Below are 18,989 nucleotides of genomic sequence, written 5' to 3'. Positions count from 1 at the left end.
AATAGAACCAAGCTCAAAGCTCCCACGACAAATTGTGCGCGAGCATGAACGTTTTATTCAGATAATGGAGATTATGCGTAGAGTGAGTTTAAGTAGACGTAGAGGGTATTTCCGTCTTTCCAGCCACTAAGTCGGTGCTGCGACGATGCATAACGGAAATAAAAAGGTGTGAGTAGTCGAGTCGTCCCATTGACAGCGAATTGCTCTAAATAGCAAGAGGCACCAAAGTCAGCAACTTGTGTGTAGTGCGGTGTTTCTTGCTCTCGAGATTCATGGCCGCCACCAATCCATCGCCAAGATGACAGAATACCTTGAGCATCATGCTCACCAAAAGAGTTCGAAGTTGGTCGAGTTGGTTTATTCGGTTTTGACTGGCGCTGGTTTAGCTTGTTTGCAAGCCGAGATGAAGGTTCATGCGATATGGCTAGGAAATGATTATATGACGACGATTGCCACGTTGTTCCCGCTGTATCAAGCCTAGTATCCTTTATATCAGACGCAGCAATTCCCATTGGCGCGAAAAACGCGACAATCAAAGATAGGAAAAACGACAAACTGAACTGACTCAAAAGGAAAAACCAATATTAGTTGAAGATCTGCATTATGTTCCCATACTTCTTCAAAGACAAATAAAAAAAGCTAAAACATAGGTTGGTAAATTAGCAGTCATCTTGAGGTAACAAAGCTAAGCAACTATATTCAAAAAAGCAGTGGTGGAATGGAGTTGGCAATGGAACTGTCACAGAATGAAAGACTTACCTTGGTCAAGTACGCGCTCGGTGTGTTGGACGGCTGGGGCGCGTCGAATGAACAAACAGAAGCTATCTTAGAGCTATCAAAGGAACAGCACGCGCGACTAAAAGTGACGCCGGCTACTGTACCTATTGGACCCTCTACGTTTGAGCGCGTCCACCTCATCGTAGAAATCGACGGTCTATTACGTACCGCATTCGAAAGCTCTCACTTTATCAATAATTTCATCAACGTCAGAAACAACTCAACCGTTTTCAATGGCTATGCGCCCATTGAGCACATCGAGCACGGTGATCTCACGGCAATCAAACGTCTAAAGCAGTGCGTAAGAGACATGGCTAGAGCCGCTGAGAAAGAACGAGATCAGTCTCCTTGGTAACTTCCAGATTAGAATACTTCACCACTTGCCACATTTAAGTAGATCTTGTGTTCGGTTTCTATCCCGCCGCAGTAGGTGAAGTACACACTATCCTGGTGATTGATTGATTTTATCCAACCACCAACTTCCTCAAAGTCAGCAAGGCGACATCGACGTTGTCGAATAAGCTTAGTACTCGCATCGAGAAAGGCTTCTTGATAGCTCATATAGTTGTCACTGTTTTCGATGTAATCTTTAAGTACATCTAGCCAAACTTTCCCCTCTAGCTTAACTTGCTTAGTAGAGAGTGACGTTGAATCAACCCATTGCGATACTTCTTCAGCGCCCTCTTCTAACTGGTAAATTGGCGCTATACGTATCCAGTCACCGCGTCTTTCCATGACACTTAAACGCTCACCATAATAGGCAATACCATCGGGCACAGAGTTGGTTTCTGGCTGAGTGTAGACGGTTTCCGAAGCTCGTGAGACGTAATAATGAGTCGGTAAAGGAGCTGGTGCAGGAGTGGGCTCTTCAATCGTTGTTGGCTCAACGATACTATCGGCAACCGTTTCTTGACGTGCTTCGTTTTTCGCTACGGGTTCATCTTGATCAAAGTAACCCAAGTAATAGGCGACAGCAGCACCTATACTAAGCAGTACCGTCAACACTCCAAGTGCCATTGCTATTTTCTTCAAACTCATTTACCTGCTTTCTTTTTTGACGCACCTCTGTATCGGCGTGATTGCCAAAGAGTTTAATTGATTGTGGTTTGAGTGGGCATGCAGATCGTCAATAAATGGGCTCAAGTCGATGAATATGAAAAATTTTTCTCGCCACTTACATTCACGCGCGAAATGTTTATGTTAACATTTCTCACTATAACAACGACTAAACTATCAACAACGCCAATGCTAGTACTAGATATAGATAACAATAATAAGCACTTACTACACGATCTACAGCCATTCTCTGCGTCAAAATTTTCAATCGTGATGTGTGATTAAGCTCGAATGTCGAGAGCTATCACCTAATATACCTTTAATAAGATTACATAAAGCGGATACTGCGCGTATGAAGTATATCTTTTGCCTTATTCTAACCATGACGCTTACTTTAAGCAGTCAAGGTTTTGCTGCACCCTCGAATCATGATGCCAAGAACCAAACCTTTACTATTGGCGTTTTAAGCAACAAAGCACGTAAACATATCGTTTTCTCATCCCCACTCGCGAAATATGTCAGCCAAGGGCTCACTGACTATGGTTATACCAGCGGTCGCGTAAAAGTCACCGACTCTATCTTTGAGCTTGGTCAATGGTTGGAAAACGGCGAAGTCGATATGGTATCGGAAACACTTTTTGCTGCTCTAAAACTTCAAGAAGATTACCAGGGGGACATCGTTCTGCGCCGATGGAAAAAAGGTCATCCAGAGTATCAGACCGTATTCTTTGCCCGAAAAGATAGCGGTATCCAGTCTCTTGATGATCTACATGGAAAAATCCTAGTCCTAGAAGATAGAAGCTCTACGTCTGGGTTTTATATGCCGATACAGAGCTTACTCAGCCATCAATTAGAAGTAACCCCTCATTTTTCACTTCCAAAAACGCCAACAGCGGATAAAGTTAATATAGTACTGACTTCAGATATTTTGCGTCGAGCAGACGAAATTTCGCTCTCAACATGGGTCGCCCACTCTCAAGCCGATGTTGGTGCTTTTTCCAACACAAATTGGGAAGACTCAGGGGATATGCCACCTCATATTAAGCCAGGAATGGAAATTATTCATCGTACTGAATTTGTTCCTCGTAGCGTTATTTTACTCCGAGGTGATTTAGACACAAATGTACGCTCTGCAATCATCGAAATCTTGGTGAATGCTAACAAATCAGAGGAAGGAAAAGCTGCGCTCTATAAATTTCAAAAAACCACAAAGTTTGATCGTTTGTCCAAAGAGCGGTTGCAGTCTTTAGCAGACTACAACCAATCCCGAGTTCAAATAGAACAGTTATGGTTAAATTAGGTTGGTTATAAGATGAAGTTAAACTTAAGACTACAAGGGCAGTATATGCTAGTGACCTTTGCGCTAGCCGTAGTCATGACGTTGACCAGTGCTGCAGTGCACCTTTGGTTATCGTCAAACCACTCTGAAAGACTGTTGCAAGAACTCACCGTTCAAAACAGTAAGACATTTAGAACCGAACTAAGTAAGCGTGCAACTCAAATGTCAACATACCTTGCAGAAGCTATGTTCGACCCACTTTACATGTATAACCTTGAAGAAGCAGGTTACCTAATCGAGCCTTTGCTTCAGATGGAAGAAATTGAGCACCTGATTATTTTCGACAAGAAAGGCAACGTCTTTCATGATGGAGACCCTTCTTTAGAGCAACTAGGAAGGCCTGTTAACTTCGCTGTTGATGTAAAGCAAGTTATAGCGAATGGCAAACCGATTCATATGTTTATGGAATCAAGCCTAGTCGTTATTCGCCCTATTCGAGCTGCCGATGAAACTATCGGTGGGATTTACCTAGAAATGTCTCTAGACAAGGTGGATAACGAAATATCTGCCATGGCTACGCTTATTGAAGCGACAAATAAGCGCTCTCAAGATGCGCTATATGTCGGAGTGTTGGCTGCAGCGGTTCTGCTTCTGTCACTATCTGGATTAATGGCCGCTATAATATCGAGAAGATGGAGCCGCCCACTTGTTCAGCTTACTAAGCAAGCCGAGTCTATCGGGCGCGGTGATTTCAAACTTGCTCAGACAATGAATAGCGAGGAGCGACAAGACGAAATCGGCAATTTGACCCTCGCAGTACAATCGATGGCGACCAAACTTGAGCATCGTACGCAAAAGATTTCTCACTTAGCTTATCACGATGCACTCACGGATTTACCCAACCGCACGCGTTTCATTCAGCATTTGCAAGGGACTATCAAGTCGTATCCAGCAACGTCATTTAGCGTACTCTTCCTCGACCTTGATGAGTTTAAGGTCGTCAATGATAACTATGGCCATGACAGTGGCGATTTCCTGCTTATGCGCATTGCAGAGAAACTCACCCGCTGTGCACGAGAAATTACCAATGATCATCCGTTAACCATGATTTCCCGCATCGGCGGGGATGAATTCCTCATGTTGATTCCACATCTGAAAACAACAGAAGACGTCGACGCTGTTGTTAAGAAGATTTTTTTAGCGGTACGCTCCCCAATTCTGATGGAAAATGAAGAGCTTGTTGTAGGTGGTAGTATCGGCATCGCTCGTTACCCAAGGAATGGAAAGACAGCTGAAGACCTAATCAAGAATGCTGATATTGCCATGTATCGCGCAAAAGCTGATGGCAAAAACACGCACAAAGTATTCACACCCAAGATGTTCAAGTCTGTTGTACATCGCGCCAATATTGAAAGGGAGCTACGCCGCTCACTCGCGGATTTACAGCAGTTTGAATTATGGTTCCAACCTCTTGTGTGCCTCAAAACAGGACGGGTTATGGGTGCTGAGTCCTTAGTGAGATGGCGCCATCCAACACTTGGAATTGTGCCTCCTGGTGATTTTATTCCTATTGCCGAAGAAACCGCTATGATTCTGCCTTTAGGTCAGTGGCTAATTGAACGCTTGTGCTTTCAAATTCAGCAATGGATGCCCTATTTCTCACACGACTTCCATGTTTCGATCAATATTTCGTCGAAGCAGCTCTATCGTCAGAATTTAGTTGAGATGTTCGCGTTTTACATGGAGAAATACCATGTGCCACCGCACACCATTCGTATGGAAATTACTGAGAGCTTGCTGTTACAAGACGAAGATGAGGCAGAAAGAACGCTAAAGGCTATCCGTGCGAGTGGCATCGAAGTTTGGCTTGACGACTTTGGTACTGGTTATTCATCGCTTAGCTATCTACGCCGATTCACCGTCGATGGCATCAAGATAGATCAGTCATTTGTCAGAGACATTATCGCTGACTCTAAAGACCAACAGCTCGTCCAAGCAATGGTTGCAATGGCAAATAACCTTGATCTCCTCGTCGTAGCTGAAGGAATTGAAACGCTTGAACAAGCGGAAAAACTCGCACAAATTGGCTGTGAGGTAGGACAAGGGTTCTACTTTGATAAACCAATGCCGGTTGATGATTTTGTGCGAAGGCTAATTAACGAGAGTAACTCGAACGTCGTAGAGTTCAAGGTGTAAGGTGTAGGAACAAGGGCATTCTTTCTTATCGAATGCCCTTAGTTATTCTATTGACGGTTTAAATGTTGGTCGACCTCAACGGCCAACGCAACCGATGCCCCTACCATTGGGTTATTGCCCATTCCGATAAAGCCCATCATGGCAACGTGAGCCGGTACCGATGAGCTACCAGCAAATTGCGCATCAGCATGCATTCGACCCATTGTATCTGTCATACCGTAGCTTGCTGGACCCGCTGCCACGTTGTCCGGGTGAAGAGTACGACCTGTACCGCCTCCTGATGCTACAGAGAAATATTTTTTGCCCAAAGCAAGACGCTCTGATTTATAAATACCCGCGACCGGATGCTGGAATCGCGTAGGGTTAGTCGAGTTTCCGGTTATACTGACATCGACATTGGCTTCGTGCATGATAGCCACACCCTCACGAACATCATCCGCCCCATAACATAAAATTTCTCCACGCTCACCTTGGCTAAAGCGCTTACGGCTCACCTCTTCAAGTTCACCCGTCTCATAATAATATTGGGTTTTGACGTAGGTGAATCCATTGATTCTAGAGATCAAATAAGCAGCATCTTTACCTAGGCCGTTTAGTACAACTTTGAGCGGTGACATACGTGACTTATTGGCGTTCAAGGCAATTTTGATTGCGCCTTCTGCCGCGGCAAATGACTCATGACCAGCTAGAAAAGCAAAACACTGAGTTTCTTCGTTAAGGAGTCTTGCAGCCAACGCACCGTGACCAAGACCAACTTCTCGCTGTGACGCCACACTTCCCGGCTTGCAAAATGCCTGAAGCCCTTCACCGATACTGAGCGCAGCCTGTTGAGCATTATTTGCCTGACGATATAGAGCGAGTGCACCACCCAATGTATACGCATTGCAAGCGTCTTCAAACGCGATGGGTTGTGTCTCTAAAACGAGTTTCTTTGGATCGATATCTTGCGCTAAGCAGTATTGGTAGGCTTGCTCTAATGTATCGAAGCCCATTTCATTTAATAGTGATTGTTTAGTGATTGGCATAATAGGTACCTCAGCTTAGTCTTGACGTGGATTAACGGTTTTTACAGCTTCATCAAAGCGACCATAACGCCCTGTAGCGTTTGCCACCGCCTCTTGTGCAGGTATGCCCTTACCCACATCTGCCATCATTTTCCCTAAGTTAAGGTATTCATAGCCGATAATTTCATTGTCTTCATCTAGTGCAAGCTGCGTGACATAACCTTCAGCGACTTCCATGTATCTTGGACCTTTAGCACGCGTCGAGTAGCTTGTGCCAACTTGACTTCGCTGAGTTTTGCCTAGATCTTCAAGCGCAGCCCCTACCTCAAGTCCCCCTTCAGAGAACGCCGACTGAGTTCGTCCATAGGCGAACTGCAAAAATATCTCTCGCATCGCAACGTTAATAGCATCACAAACTAAATCAGTGTTCATCGCTTCAAGAATGGTTTTACCTGTAAGGATTTCCGACGCCATTGCGGCCGAGTGGGTCATTCCAGAACAGCCGATGGTCTCAATTAAGACCTCCTCTACAATGCCGTTCTTAACATTGAGGGTGAGCTTGGCAGCGCCTTGCTGCGGCGCACACGCGCCAACACCATGACTGAGACCAGAGATAGCAATCACGTCTTTTGGGTTTAACCAGCGACCTTCGACAGGAATAGGTGCAGATGGATGCAGTGCCCCTTGCTGAATTGTACACATTGATTGAATTTCTTGAGAGTATTGCATTGTGTTTTCCTATGACGGGAAAACAGGCGTAGGAATCGGCTTATGAACTACAGTCAGTGGTCGACAGAACCAGTCCCACGCAATAATAACGCAAAGACAAGTTACACCTGTTTTCTGAAACTGTAGGAGTCATCAGCCAAATGGCGGTTAAGTAGGTGGAACCCCATCACCTTGGTGGCAATATTAGATCTAAGTCACATTTCATTGCAATAGTTCGCACTAGAACAATTCGTCATAATTATTCGACTCTTTATTCCTTCCCTTTGTAAGTATAGTTATATCAAACGTTACAAAAACAACATATAAACGCACCTTATTGGTCGGTATGCTCCTGTCAGATAAGCGTTAAATTTACCGGATAAAAGTATAGATTTCATACACAAAGTGTTGATGCCTACATGCTAGAATTTTAAAATCTAGCGCTTTTATTTTATAACAAGTTTTAATATTAGGTTCGCAAGCTAGCTTTATTAGTGCGCAGCATAATTGGAGATAAAAAGTGTCAACAACACAAACTGGCGACCAAAATCAGAGTTGGAAATTCATTCTTCTACTCGCCATCGTCGCTGTGGTATTTAGTGGTCTGTTTGATCATGATGTCTGGACGCCAGATGAACCCAGAGTCGCTGCGATTATTCACAGCATGTACTTAACTGGGGACTATATTATCCCTCAGTTTGCAGGGATTTCATTCGTCGAGAAGCCACCTGTTTTCTTTATTGTTTCAACTCTATTTATGCACGCAACGGGTCTCGATGCCATTATGGCAGGCCGTTTGGCGCTCGCTCTACTGTGCTTAGGCTCACTGGCGGCGACCTATCGCATCGCCTATCTGTTCAAAGGAGAAAACTTCGCTTGGGTCGCACTGGCCGTACTAGGCACGCTTGAGGGGTTTGTACTGAATTTCCATTGGCTCCGTGTCGACGCCGCGCTTATGTTTACCACTATTGCCGCTATTTGGGCATTCAGTGAAGCCTATTTGCGACAAAAACTGGGCTTTCTCGTTGTCGCTGGCGCATTCACTGGTCTCGCATTCTTAAGCAAAGGACCCGTTGCGATCGTCCTCTGTATTGGTCTTGCTTGGGTTCCGTTGATCAGTAGAGCTGTGTATCTTCGTAAGCAGTTCCCAGAACAAGCAGCACCAATGGGTCAGTTTGTTCTGATGCATATTATTGGTATTGCTGCCATGTGTTTGGTTGCCGCAAGCTGGATCTATCCATTCTATAAGACCGCGTCACCAGAACTTTGGAAGGCATGGTTCTGGGACAATCAAGTAGGTCGCCTAACTGGCTCCGCGACCAATACCCTTGGGCACAACAACGCGGGTAAACCCTTTTATTATGTCAATGGTGTCCTAGAATACGGCGCCCCTTGGACACCTCTATTATTGCTATGGCTCGGACATTTCATTTATAAGCTGCGCCAACCAAAGCAACTTACTTGGATTGATGGCTTCTTGGCGTTTTGGTTTACCTTGGCGATATTTGTTTTGTCTTATTCAGTAACCAAACGTTCAATGTACCTGGCACCCTTGATGCCGTTGTTCGCTCTCATGATCGCAGATGCGCTCATCACCTTCTCAGGCAAATGGTTTGATTGGTACCGCCGTGGATGGATTGCACTAATGTCATTCGTCTTGGTGGCTTTCGCCGTTGTCCCTCTATGGGCTAACTTGCTACCTCAGGAGAAAATTCCTGAAGCACTAATGGAATGGCTAAGCAGTTGGCACCTAGTTGCGTTAATCCCATTGATTGCTATTGCACTAATGCTAGTTGTTGAACGCAAACTTTGGCCACAATGGACAAAGATGGCGATAGTGACGGCGCTATTTTTCTCGAGCGCATTTACTTACTTGTTCCCAGCTATCGATATTGCAAAAGACATGAAGCCTGATCTTCAAGCATTTGTTGAACAAGTACCGGAACAAAAGCGTGACCGTATCGCCAGTTACCATTTTTCGGAAACCATGACCTCTATATTCTTCCTTTATCATGACTGGGCAGTCCCGCAGGTTGACCGAGCCCGCGCGCAAGATATTCTTGATGGTGTCGACCCGGATTACGACTATCTTCTGCTAGATAGAAGTAATTCTCTTCAAGATATTGTGACGTTTGCCGGATTTAGACCCGACACTCAAATCGACATACTGGCTAAAGGTACGCCGAGAAGTGACAAAGTCAGAGACGCTGTGTTCTGGCTCTCTGGGAAATAGAAGAAACCCATTTGAAAAGCCCCCTGCATCCTTGTGGACAGGGGCCTTTCTTTCAATCTAATCAAGATTTAGATCACATCTCTGAATGCACCTAATGAAAGCCAAAGCAACGGGTTAACAATACGTTACAAAATACCAACTCAGGATCAACCTAGTTTCAATCAGTTAAAAGTCAGCACCAGTAATCTGATATACCAAACCAATAGTAGCTTGATTGATATAGCCTCTTTCCATTGGAATCTAATCGAATAACGCACTATGATGTGCGCACAATAAAGATACAAACACCGCTGTTTGACCGATTGTTGCAAGTTTTAAGGCTAAATTGTCACAATAAACAGGTAAGATAGCGGTACAAAACAGATACAACAACGTCACAGGCTCACTAACATGTTCGAACAGAAACAATTTGAATTAATGAAGAACACTCTTGAGGGAAAGGTAAAAAACATTGATGTTATCCCTTGCTGCAGCAAGGAATCTCTCATGGATGCAATAAGAGGCGCCACTTCTGTTAACGATCTTATCGGGATCAACAAAGCGATATTACGATTAGTCAGTAAAGCAGCGTAAAGACTGCGCACTAACTCTGAAAAAGAGCAATGCTAGGTTGCTCTTTTTGTTCACCCCATTCACCCTGCACATCGATACCCAACCTACCCATAATCTGGGTAATTATTTTCACTTGACGTTTTTCACTTGACGTTTTTCAGTAAGACGTTAACTTAGTCGTGTCTTAACTGGGTGGTTTATTACCTTCCAATCAACGATTGAGAAAACACTTTTTGCATACTTTTAGGCACAACACTTTTCGCGCTCTGTTTCTATTCACTGCCTTAATGGTAGTGTTGTTGTGCGCCCTCAAAACGAATGTCGCCTACCACAGCAAAATTCAGACCTCTAAAGTTACGCTATCTAGTCATTTAAGCGTCAATGACCTATTCAACGCAGAATCAGTCGATCATATTGTGCACGACACTGCTTCGACTGAAGAGCCCTGCTTTGTGACTAAAAAGTTGCTGACCCATTCCCTTCCTAACATGGAAGATTTTACACCCATACTGTTTCTTATTGCGCTTGCCGCAATCCTATTTACTCGCCAACCTCAGCATAAAGCCACACAACGTGTGGACGAAGCTCCACCGAAAAACCGGCTTCATCTCACTCTCTGCACATTTCGGGAATAAAAAAGTACTCACCAAGGTCTATTAATTACTTTTTGGAGAATACTGTGTCGAACGAAAACACTGAAGTTAGACGTGCCCCGATGATGGCACTCGCAATTACCTCGTCTTTAAGACGAAAAATCAGCATTGCTTTTATGCTTCTGCTGACGAGCACCGCTGCATTTTTTAGCGCGACCTCTGTCGCTCAGTCTACTGGCTGGGTACAAGACCCTATGCACCCTCCCGTTAGAGTGCGAGCCCTTTCTACTGGACACATTGATCCCAGCACTCGTCAAATGGAGATGGTGTTAGATGTTGAATTAGATGGAGAGTGGAAAACCTATTGGCGTAGTCCTGGCGAAGGTGGTGTTGCTCCTGAGTTTGATTGGAGCGACTCAACCAACATCGACGACATCGAATGGCATTGGCCGGTACCCTCCTATTATGAACAATTAGGTGTGCTGACCCTCGGCTACAAACATGAGGTCAGCTTCCCTCTTATCGTTACGGTGACTGATCCATCTAAACCTGTGCAGCTAAAAGCTAACCTGCGCCTGCCAAGTTGTACGAATATCTGCGTTATTGCCGATTACCCTATCGAGCTTACCATCGACCCGAGCTCACTTGTGCTTGATTCCGACGCGGCGTACTTGTTTGGTCAAGGTATGAGTTTAACGCCAAAGAAAACTGAACAAGTTCAGGTTTCCGAGAGCTATTGGAATCAACAAGGGCAAACACTCACCCTCAAACTAACGACGGATTCTACCTGGAAAAAACCGTTTATTTTGGTCGATGGAAAAGAGGTAGCGAATGAGTTTTTCTCTCAGCCCAAGCTTACCATTGAGGGTCATGCTCTTTATGCCACCTATCAGGTAAGTAACTGGCTTGGTGAAGCAGATATTTCAGACAAAACGGTTCAGATCACCGTATCCGATGAACTGATACTGGCAGAAACTTCGACCACTGTATCTACCACCCCAATATCGGTACCGAGCGAGGGTGGATTAATCTGGATGTTAGGCTTTGCTTTGCTAGGGGGGCTGATTCTCAATGTGATGCCCTGTGTGCTTCCCGTCTTGGGAATGAAGCTTAACTCCATCATTGTCGGCGCTAACCAATCCGCAAAGCAGGTTCGTCTATCATTCCTCGCCTCAACCGCTGGCATCATCACTTCGTTTTTGATTTTAGCAGGCGCACTCAGTGCGTTGAAATTGGCAGGTCACATGGTCGGCTGGGGGATCCAATTTCAAAGCAGTGGCTTCATCATTTTCATGGCAGTTGTAACACTGTTATTTGCCGCTAACCTACTCGGACTGTTCAATATCCAGCTACCAAGCTCTATGAATACGTGGCTAGCAACGAAAGGCGATCAGAGTTACGGCGGACACTTCATCCAAGGTATGTTTGCAACTTTGCTCGCAACGCCATGCAGTGCGCCTTTTCTTGGTACCGCCGTCGCCTACGCACTCGGTGCAAGTTATGGCGAGCTTTGGCTTATCTTCGTCGCCCTAGGCGTTGGAATGAGCTTACCTTGGATTTTATTCACCATTTTCCCGTCTTTAGTGAAAGCTTTCCCACAACCAGGTCCATGGATGAATAAACTCAAGGTTCTGTTTGGCGCCATGATGCTGCTCACAAGCTTGTGGTTAACCTCTTTGCTCTCGGTGTTTATCGGCAAGCCCGCAACCGCCGCTATTATCGGTATTATTTTACTGACCGTCTTTATCTTGGTAGGTAAGACGTTTGGGAAAAAAGCGGTGATTTTGATGTCGGGCTTTTCGGTGTTTGCACTTGGTGGAGGGCTTATTATCGGCAGCATCACTGCAGATAGTTGGTCGACACCAATCGTTGATAACCTCAATTGGCAGCGATTAGATGCCAATTCTATCCCAGCGCTGGTCGCGGATGGAAAAACCGTCTTTGTTGATGTTACCGCAGATTGGTGCATTACCTGCAAAGCCAACAAGATTGGTGTCGTCCTCCAAGACCCTGTTTATAGCGAGCTGCAACAAAGCAACGTAGTGACAATGCGCGGGGACTGGACAACACCAAGTGACAGCGTCACAAAATATCTGCAAAGTTATGGCCGTTTTGGCGTGCCATTCAATATTGTCTACGGACCTAACCATCCAGAGGGAATTGCACTGCCTGTAATACTCACCTCTGAGGCGATAACACAAGCACTTAATGCGGCAAGTGGGACTCCAAATGGCTAAACGCAAAAGTTGGAAAGGCACATTGTTTAAATGGAGCAAAGAGCTTATCAGCATCTTTGTGCTGGTCACTCTGATTTCTCTCGCTCTCGATTGGTATCGAAGTTTAGATATGCCGAATGGGGAGGCTCCAGCTCTTCAAGCGGTAACACTCGACAATATCCCCGTTGATATTATTGAGCAAAGTCACCAAGAGCCGGTTGTCCTCTATTTTTGGGCGACCTGGTGCGGAGCGTGTCGATTTGTAAGCCCAACCATTGATTGGTTCTCAGAGCGCTACCAAGTGGTATCGGTAGCCCTCTCATCGGGTCCCAATCAGCGCGTAAAACAATACATGCAAGCAAAAGACTACCACTTTCCAGTGATCAACGACCCGAACAGTCTTATTAGCCGTCAATGGAACATTACAGTTACGCCTACCATCGCCGTCATCAATAAGGGCCAAATTGAAAACATCTCCACAGGTGTTACCACACCGATGGGACTTTGGTTAAGAATTTTATCTGCTCAGTAGTTCACTGAGCCAAGGAAAAAGACATGAAAAAGACAATTATCTCAATCGCAGTCAGCATCGCAGCTATGTTGCCAGCACTTTCACATGCAGAACTCACCAGCGCGCAACAACAGCAATTAGAAGGGATTCATCAGCTACTGAGTGATAACCCTGAAATCATCGCAGATCTTCATGCCAACCTTCAGCAGTATGTTGAAAATCAAAAGCAACTAACAAAAGCAAAGCAGCAAAGTGAAACCTGGTTAAATGACACGACGATCCACAGTGTGACGGGTAACCCTGAAGGCGGTACTGTCATCATTAACTTTACCGATTACAACTGCCCTTATTGCAAACGCTTGGACAATGTTTTAGCAAAAATGGCTGGCAAGAACTCAGATCTAAAAGTGATCAATATCTATGTGCCTCTTAAGCAGCAAGTCATCGATGGCTTGGAGACAAACTCTGCCGCATTTGCCATTAAGGTGTGGCAAAACGCACCAGAGAAGTTTGCCGAGGTCAATCGTCTACTTGTTGCTAAACCAGGCCTGCATGACAAATCTTCCATAGAAGCGGTTGCGAAAAAGACAGGCACTGAGGAATACCTAACCGGTGATACAGCGATCAATGAATCACTTGTAAAGAACTACAAAACATTCGTTGCATTGGGACTTCGCGGCACACCAGCCATGTTCATTGGTGATGAGGTTATCCCGGGATTTATCCCTTATGACAAACTTGAAGAGATCGTGAAGAAACATCAGGCCGAACAAAAAAGCTAACTTTCGATCGGTCCCCAGCCATGACGCTCAGAAAGCTGTTCTAGCTTTCTGAGCTCTTCGACAGTCTCTTGTTTCAACCAATCGACCAACTCTTCTACGATGGGTGATTCTGTCCTTTGGTGGCAGAAATATCGCCAACCACTCGGATGTATCATCGCATTCTCTGGACATACAAGATACTCCCGCTCAAGTTCCGGAAGGGCAAGTAACAAATCAGTGACCGCCACACCATGACCTGACAGACAAGCACTGAGCGTCAAATCGAGGGTAAAAAAGGTCGAGTTACGAGGAACCTTTCTATCAGTGTGATCAATCTTATTTAACCACGCACGCCAATCTAAATGGTCGAGAGTTGGGTGTAACCTAGGAAGCGTCAGTAAGTGCTCAATATCTCGCCTATCTCCTATCAACTGCTGAGTACACACTGGCGCCATATACTCTTCGCGCATAAAGAATATTTCAGGATCATTGTCATAGCTTTCGCTATTTCTTGTGGTGAACACAAATAAGTCGTAATCCCCTTTACCTAAACTCTCTTCCTCGTCAATGACAGGAATAACGGCAATTTCATAGTTTGGGAAACGTTCGTTCAATTGCTGGATCTTAGGCAATAGAGCACGAGTGGCATAACTTAGCGCTGCACGAATGACGATTTTTTTTGCTTCCGACTCTTTCCATGAGTTCAAAAGCGATTGCAAAGCCGCGTAATTCCGTCCCAACACTTCATAGAGCGCTTGCCCTTTTAGCGTTAACTGAATCGAGCGATGACGACGAATAACCAAAGATGCATTCAGATCATCCTCTAGCTGCTTCACCTGTCGGCTTACAGCACTTTGCGTGACGTGAAGCTCCTGAGCAGCAGTCGTAAAGCTCATATGCCTTGCAACAGCTTCAAACACTTTTAGGGCATTGTGTGAATACGGAATGTTCGAATATGGATTCATAATTGCTCACATGATCTGAAGGAATACCAGAGTGACACAAATGTTAATTGAACACCATAATTATGCATCTAAAATACACCTATTATCATTAGAGGTTATCCATGAAACGCATCTTGTCACTCGCGACACCCTTAATCATTTCACAGCTCATCGCTATGGCGTTGGTCCTGACTGACGTCTGGATGATGGCGCAATTAAGTGTCAGTGACCTTGCTGGTGGCGGGTTAGGTGCGTCCGTCTATACCTTTGTTTTTCTGGTAGCGGGCAGTACTGTAGGCTGCGTGGCTAACTTGATCGCGATTGCGTACGGACAAAGCGTTGCACGACCTGAACATGGTTTAAAACAGGTTCGCCTTGCGGTCAAAGGGGCTTTCATGCTTTCAATTTTGCTGACTATCATACTAACGTCAGCTTTTGTCTTTGCTCCTGATTTTCTAAGAATGGCCAAGCAGCCAGAAGAAGTGATTGTCGTCGCAATGACCTACCTCGATACACTCAAGTGGGCCATGCTTCCAACCTTGTTACTACTGATCCTCCGTGGTTTAACCAGTAATTACGGTGACGCTAAATCTGTCATGATTATGTCACTCGCAACCGTTGCCTTGAACGTACCGTTTAGCTATCTCCTCGCCTTCAACATGGGATGGGGTATTGCAGGGCTTGGGCTTGGTACAACACTTGCCGCCTCACTTGTTCTGTTGGGCTATGGTTATTGGGTGTTTAGGCGCCCTACCTACTACAGATTCGCGCCTTGGCTTAACCTAGACGAATATGAGTGGCGTTTAATGCTGCCTTTGCTTTCAATGGGTATCCCTATCGCTATCGCTGCCGCACTAGAAATGGGGCTAATTTATGGTGGCACCTTAATGGCTGGGTTTATTGGCGTTACGGCACTAGCGTTGCACCAAATTTTACTGCAATGCCTGAGCTTTACTTGGAATATTAACTTCGGCTTCTCTCAAGCAGCAGCGATTCTGGTTGGCAAAGAGTTCGGTAACAATAACTTAGCTGGCGTAAAAGCCGTATCCAAACGTAGCTTTGCGCTAGTGACGGTCCTAAGTGCGGTGTTAGCGATAGTGTTCATCGTATGGCCAGAAGCGATTGCCAGCCTATTCCAGCTTGATGGTGAAGGTGAGCATGAGCTGACCGATATGCTTGCATCTCTTATTTGGGTCGTTGCCTTAAGCTTTGTCGTCGACGCATGGCAGTTGCTCGCGATCAACCTGTTAAGAGGTATGAAAATCGTCGTACTGCCTACAGTGATGACAGCGATAGGCTACTGGGTGTTTGGTCTACCTGCTGCATGGCTATTGATGGCTCGTTATGAGCTCGCTGGGATTTGGGGAGGCATACTCGTTGGTCTAGCGGCAACAGGGCTGTTATTGCTAGCACAACTGGTGTTTGAGCTAAAAAGAACCAAGCTCGATACATTTTCAAACGCTCACACAGCATAGCGAACACTCTGACTTGATAATGAAAAAGCCCTCTCGGTATTCCTGTCGAGAGGGCTTTGATGATTGGTGTTATGGCTAGTTAAGCTTCTGTATTTTCTACCTTGCGGTGACCTTCTTGCAAGTGAACAAAGTCAACCAAGTCATCACCAGAGACTTGATACGCCTGACCAAAGCCTTTAACAAATAAGCCGTGTTCCGCTTTTAAGTTGAACAGAATGAAATCTTGCAGCTGGCTTAGACCATCGATAATTTCGCCGAAGCGGTCTTTCATTTGAGCAATCACTTGCTGCCATTGTTCAGACTCACGATCTACCACGGTCGCTACCGCATCAAATGTTAGGCGCTTACGAGCAAATAACTGTTTACTCTCGGTCTCGTCTTCAATCATCATTAGAGACACATTCGGGTTTTGCTCAAGATTACGAGCATGACGGGCAATTTGTGAAATCAGTACAAAGTAGCCATCCTGATTTTGCACAAAAGGCGCATAACTTACGTTTGGACGACCTTCTTCATCAACCGTTGCCAATTGAATGGTTTTACGCTCCTGGCGAAACTCTTTAATTTCTGGTCCAAGACGTCCCTGCAGGCGCTCTTGCTTAACTTGTTGATCCATGTTGAAACCTCACTTTCTCTAATAATTATAATTTAATTTGAATGTTGCTGTTACGCTGCTTAGCCACGTAGTTTTGTCTGTAGCGCTTTAAAGTTATCTACTTGTTCAGGGATAAGGACACGCTTTTTGTCGCGACCTAAGTAGATTTTAAAGACGTTGTTACCTGTTTCATCAAAGAAACCAAAGTAGTGGCTCTCATTGCCCATAAATGGCTTACTCACTAGAGCAACGGTTTTAATAAGGTCTAACTTGAGGTGACCATGCAACTCACCTTCTTTACCCATGAGGTTATAATATCCGCGTGCAACTTTTCCTTTCGGAAACGGTGCCTTCACTTCAAAGATGGAACCAAAAGAGTGCACGATAGTGGTTACTGGTCCCCAAGTCGTAATTGACTCCAGAACATCCTGCGCAATATCGCCATCTGCAAATGCGACCATTTCTTCAGGCATTGCACACACTGCATCGCGCTCACTCACTCCAAGCTTTTCTGCAATAGCAGCCGGTAGGAGCGATGGGTCTTGTTCTAAGATAGTTGCAACGTTTTGCTTCAATTCAGTTGTCATTTTCTTTCCTATGCAGCGTTATTTTTTGCTTTGTTGTCTTTATGAGTAGGCATAGTTTTACCGTGCCCCATAGTCATGCCCTTTGGCATAACTGGTTTGTCTTTGATGAGTGTATTGATGGCCGCGATAGCACCTTGAGCTAGAGTGACACACCAAAATGCACCAGCGACCGTCAACACAAGATAATCGTCATGAAGTTCTACCAAGCCATTTTGCTGCCAAATATTAAAGAGCGGCAGCAGAAGGTCGAAGGTGTCCTCGCCTTCGAAGTTGACCAATAAACTACGACGCACAACACCGCTATCAAAGCCTGCTTTTAGACTCGCTAATACCGGTTCGTAACGACTTTGCTTGCTCATCATGGCGATGGTTGTCTTTCCTGTACGCATCGCCTCCATGTAGGCATCAAGTGTTCTATGATGCATCATGCCGTATCCGCCGATATTGCCACCAGCGCCTGCTCCCAACGGCATCACTTCTGCGAAGGTTTTTGCCACGCTGTTGTATTGACTGCGCTCTCTATTGTCGCGAGCCCAATGATTGACGCTTAACTGTTTGACGAAATGTTTGTTCATGAAGTTCACACCCATTTCATACATCGCGGCTTTTTCTGCTGATGACGCCGGCGGTTCCGAGCGCCCTTTTTCCACTAGATTCAGCATAGGCGCACTGCCACTGACAACAAGCTGATACAGGTCTACACCATGGGCGCCCGTCTCCATGTAGTCTTTTAGGTCTTGCTCAAAGACTTCTAGAGTTTGATATGGAAGTCCGTAGAGTAAGTCAATTACGATTGGGGCTTCATCACGTGCTGCGAGTTGCGACACTCGCTCCATGACAACTTCTCGGTCATCGAGGCGTTTTGCACTTCGTCTTACTTTAGTGTCAAAGCTTTGAACACCAAATGAGAAACGATTGAAACCGCCCTCAAGCGCTTTATCAAACATCTCATCACTAAAGCGGTTTGTGCGACCTTCTAAGGTAATCTCACAATCTGTCGCAAGAGGAAATGAAGCGCGTATTGCTTTACCTAAACGCTCCACTTGATCTGGTGAGAGGTCTGTTGGTGTACCTCCTCCAATGTAGACTGCATGAAACAGCCCACTTTGCGTCCACTCTAGCTGTGACTTAATCTCAATTTCCTTCATCAGAGCATCAAAATAGTCATCGACTAATTTTCGACTTGAAGCATTCTGGAAGAAGTTACAGAACGTACATCGCACTCGACAAAAAGGAATATGAATGTACAGACAGCGCTTGTTACTGCGAGTGGTAGACTGCTCGGTTAAGTCAGTAAACAGCTGGCCATAACGCTCAGACGGCACTGGCATACCCATCCCGCCTGCGTGCGGTGAAGTTTTCTTTCCAAATGCGAATCGCAACGGATCCGGAGTACTTACTCCGAAATGCGATTCATTAAGTTGACTTAAATCAATTTTCATAACAGCTCATGATTGGTTTCAAAGCCTTGTTGTATAAGGCTTAAACTAAAACTGAGATGA

Annotated in this window: 16 protein-coding genes and 1 riboswitch; of the genes, 8 read left to right on the top strand and 8 right to left on the bottom strand. The window is 45.3% G+C overall.

The features are described 5' to 3' along the window. Window positions 1-71: 71 nt before the first annotated feature. Window positions 72-569: a hypothetical protein gene (locus tag J4N45_RS21515; protein WP_252016873.1), complete on the bottom strand. Its 498-nt coding sequence runs from the start codon at window positions 567-569 to the stop codon at window positions 72-74. Window positions 570-730: 161 nt separating this feature from the next. Between J4N45_RS21515 and J4N45_RS21510 the strand changes: the two genes are divergently transcribed. After that, entirely contained in the window at window positions 731-1,132 is a 402-nt protein-coding gene (locus J4N45_RS21510; protein WP_128650289.1) for a hypothetical protein, read from the top strand. A gap of 8 nt (window positions 1,133-1,140) precedes the next feature. Here J4N45_RS21510 and J4N45_RS21505 read toward each other — a convergent pair whose 3' ends face one another. Continuing rightward, window positions 1,141-1,815 (bottom strand): hypothetical protein, encoded by a 675-nt coding sequence (locus tag J4N45_RS21505; RefSeq protein WP_252016872.1) that lies wholly within the window; start codon window positions 1,813-1,815, stop codon window positions 1,141-1,143. Between the two features lie 295 nt (window positions 1,816-2,110). Here J4N45_RS21505 and J4N45_RS21500 point away from each other — a divergent pair, with 295 nt between their 5' ends. Together J4N45_RS21500 and J4N45_RS21495 are read left to right on the top strand one after the other, a co-directional pair. Further along, window positions 2,111-3,133, top strand: coding sequence for a phosphate/phosphite/phosphonate ABC transporter substrate-binding protein (locus J4N45_RS21500; RefSeq protein WP_252016870.1), 1,023 nt, complete (start codon window positions 2,111-2,113; stop codon window positions 3,131-3,133). A gap of 12 nt (window positions 3,134-3,145) precedes the next feature. Next, on the top strand, window positions 3,146-5,308 hold the full coding sequence (locus tag J4N45_RS21495; RefSeq protein ID WP_252016864.1) for a bifunctional diguanylate cyclase/phosphodiesterase: 2,163 nt from the start codon (window positions 3,146-3,148) through the stop codon (window positions 5,306-5,308). 47 nt (window positions 5,309-5,355) lie between these two features. Here the strand turns inward: J4N45_RS21495 and J4N45_RS21490 are convergent, their stop codons facing one another. Then, complete coding sequence (locus J4N45_RS21490) at window positions 5,356-6,333, bottom strand: GGGtGRT protein (protein WP_252016863.1); 978 nt, start codon at window positions 6,331-6,333, stop codon at window positions 5,356-5,358. A 15-nt stretch (window positions 6,334-6,348) separates the two neighbouring features. Continuing rightward, window positions 6,349-7,041 (bottom strand): iron-sulfur cluster assembly scaffold protein, encoded by a 693-nt coding sequence (locus J4N45_RS21485; protein ID WP_252016862.1) that lies wholly within the window; start codon window positions 7,039-7,041, stop codon window positions 6,349-6,351. Window positions 7,042-7,157: 116 nt separating this feature from the next. Next, window positions 7,158-7,221: riboswitch (Fluoride riboswitch) on the bottom strand. 319 nt (window positions 7,222-7,540) lie between these two features. Here J4N45_RS21485 and J4N45_RS21480 point away from each other — a divergent pair. From J4N45_RS21480 to J4N45_RS21465, 4 genes are all read left to right on the top strand, one after another. Next, window positions 7,541-9,253 carry an ArnT family glycosyltransferase gene (locus J4N45_RS21480; protein WP_252016861.1) on the top strand — a complete coding sequence of 571 codons (1,713 nt, stop codon included), beginning with the start codon at window positions 7,541-7,543 and terminating at the stop codon, window positions 9,251-9,253. A gap of 1,321 nt (window positions 9,254-10,574) precedes the next feature. Further along, window positions 10,575-12,635, top strand: a complete 2,061-nt coding sequence (locus tag J4N45_RS21475) for a protein-disulfide reductase DsbD family protein (protein ID WP_252017215.1) — start codon at window positions 10,575-10,577, stop codon at window positions 12,633-12,635. Next, window positions 12,628-13,146: a protein disulfide oxidoreductase gene (locus J4N45_RS21470; RefSeq protein WP_252016859.1), complete on the top strand. Its 519-nt coding sequence runs from the start codon at window positions 12,628-12,630 to the stop codon at window positions 13,144-13,146. The genes J4N45_RS21475 and J4N45_RS21470 overlap by 8 nt, the downstream gene beginning before the upstream one ends. Before the next feature lie 23 nt (window positions 13,147-13,169). Next, window positions 13,170-13,907, top strand: a complete 738-nt coding sequence (locus J4N45_RS21465; protein ID WP_252016857.1) for a DsbA family protein — start codon at window positions 13,170-13,172, stop codon at window positions 13,905-13,907. Here J4N45_RS21465 and J4N45_RS21460 read toward each other — a convergent pair. Next, window positions 13,904-14,851, bottom strand: a complete 948-nt coding sequence (locus tag J4N45_RS21460; RefSeq protein ID WP_252016855.1) for a LysR family transcriptional regulator — start codon at window positions 14,849-14,851, stop codon at window positions 13,904-13,906. The genes J4N45_RS21465 and J4N45_RS21460 overlap by 4 nt on opposite strands. A gap of 101 nt (window positions 14,852-14,952) precedes the next feature. On the opposite strand from J4N45_RS21460, the gene J4N45_RS21455 reads away from it, so the two are divergent. Then, the gene (locus J4N45_RS21455; RefSeq protein WP_252016853.1) at window positions 14,953-16,305 is read left to right on the top strand and encodes an MATE family efflux transporter; all 1,353 of its coding nucleotides are present in this window, start codon (window positions 14,953-14,955) and stop codon (window positions 16,303-16,305) included. A 79-nt stretch (window positions 16,306-16,384) separates the two neighbouring features. Here the strand turns inward: J4N45_RS21455 and hutZ are convergent, their stop codons facing one another. Genes hutZ through hutW form a run of 3 tightly spaced genes read right to left on the bottom strand, consistent with a single transcriptional unit; the run spans window position 16,385 to window position 18,929 of the window. Then, on the bottom strand, window positions 16,385-16,921 hold the full coding sequence (hutZ, locus tag J4N45_RS21450) for a heme utilization protein HutZ (RefSeq protein WP_252016851.1): 537 nt from the start codon (window positions 16,919-16,921) through the stop codon (window positions 16,385-16,387). A gap of 59 nt (window positions 16,922-16,980) precedes the next feature. Further along, window positions 16,981-17,487, bottom strand: a complete 507-nt coding sequence (gene hutX, locus J4N45_RS21445) for a heme utilization cystosolic carrier protein HutX (protein ID WP_042471836.1) — start codon at window positions 17,485-17,487, stop codon at window positions 16,981-16,983. A gap of 8 nt (window positions 17,488-17,495) precedes the next feature. After that, window positions 17,496-18,929: a heme anaerobic degradation radical SAM methyltransferase ChuW/HutW gene (gene hutW / locus J4N45_RS21440; protein WP_252016849.1), complete on the bottom strand. Its 1,434-nt coding sequence runs from the start codon at window positions 18,927-18,929 to the stop codon at window positions 17,496-17,498. Window positions 18,930-18,989: the final 60 nt, after the last annotated feature.

The organism is Vibrio sp. SCSIO 43140 (assembly GCF_023716585.1).
Lineage (GTDB): Bacteria > Pseudomonadota > Gammaproteobacteria > Enterobacterales > Vibrionaceae > Vibrio > Vibrio maritimus_B.
Note: the sequence above shows the minus strand (reverse complement) of the source record. Positions and strands in the feature narration are given on the sequence as shown.

Bases quoted from the DNA above. Each gene is read 5' to 3' on its own strand.
- J4N45_RS21485 (WP_252016862.1), bottom strand. From the start codon at position 7,041: ATGCAATACTCTCAAGAAATTCAATCAATGTGTACAATTCAGCAAGGG.
- J4N45_RS21490 (WP_252016863.1), bottom strand. From the start codon at position 6,333: ATGCCAATCACTAAACAATCACTATTAAATGAAATGGGCTTCGATACA.
- J4N45_RS21505 (WP_252016872.1), bottom strand. From the start codon at position 1,815: ATGAGTTTGAAGAAAATAGCAATGGCACTTGGAGTGTTGACGGTACTG.
- J4N45_RS21495 (WP_252016864.1), top strand. From the start codon at position 3,146: ATGAAGTTAAACTTAAGACTACAAGGGCAGTATATGCTAGTGACCTTT.
- J4N45_RS21460 (WP_252016855.1), bottom strand. From the start codon at position 14,851: ATGAATCCATATTCGAACATTCCGTATTCACACAATGCCCTAAAAGTG.
- J4N45_RS21510 (WP_128650289.1), top strand. From the start codon at position 731: ATGGAACTGTCACAGAATGAAAGACTTACCTTGGTCAAGTACGCGCTC.
- J4N45_RS21465 (WP_252016857.1), top strand. From the start codon at position 13,170: ATGAAAAAGACAATTATCTCAATCGCAGTCAGCATCGCAGCTATGTTG.
- J4N45_RS21455 (WP_252016853.1), top strand. From the start codon at position 14,953: ATGAAACGCATCTTGTCACTCGCGACACCCTTAATCATTTCACAGCTC.
- hutX (WP_042471836.1), bottom strand. From the start codon at position 17,487: ATGACAACTGAATTGAAGCAAAACGTTGCAACTATCTTAGAACAAGAC.
- hutW (WP_252016849.1), bottom strand. From the start codon at position 18,929: ATGAAAATTGATTTAAGTCAACTTAATGAATCGCATTTCGGAGTAAGT.
- hutZ (WP_252016851.1), bottom strand. From the start codon at position 16,921: ATGGATCAACAAGTTAAGCAAGAGCGCCTGCAGGGACGTCTTGGACCA.
- J4N45_RS21470 (WP_252016859.1), top strand. From the start codon at position 12,628: ATGGCTAAACGCAAAAGTTGGAAAGGCACATTGTTTAAATGGAGCAAA.
- J4N45_RS21475 (WP_252017215.1), top strand. From the start codon at position 10,575: ATGCTTCTGCTGACGAGCACCGCTGCATTTTTTAGCGCGACCTCTGTC.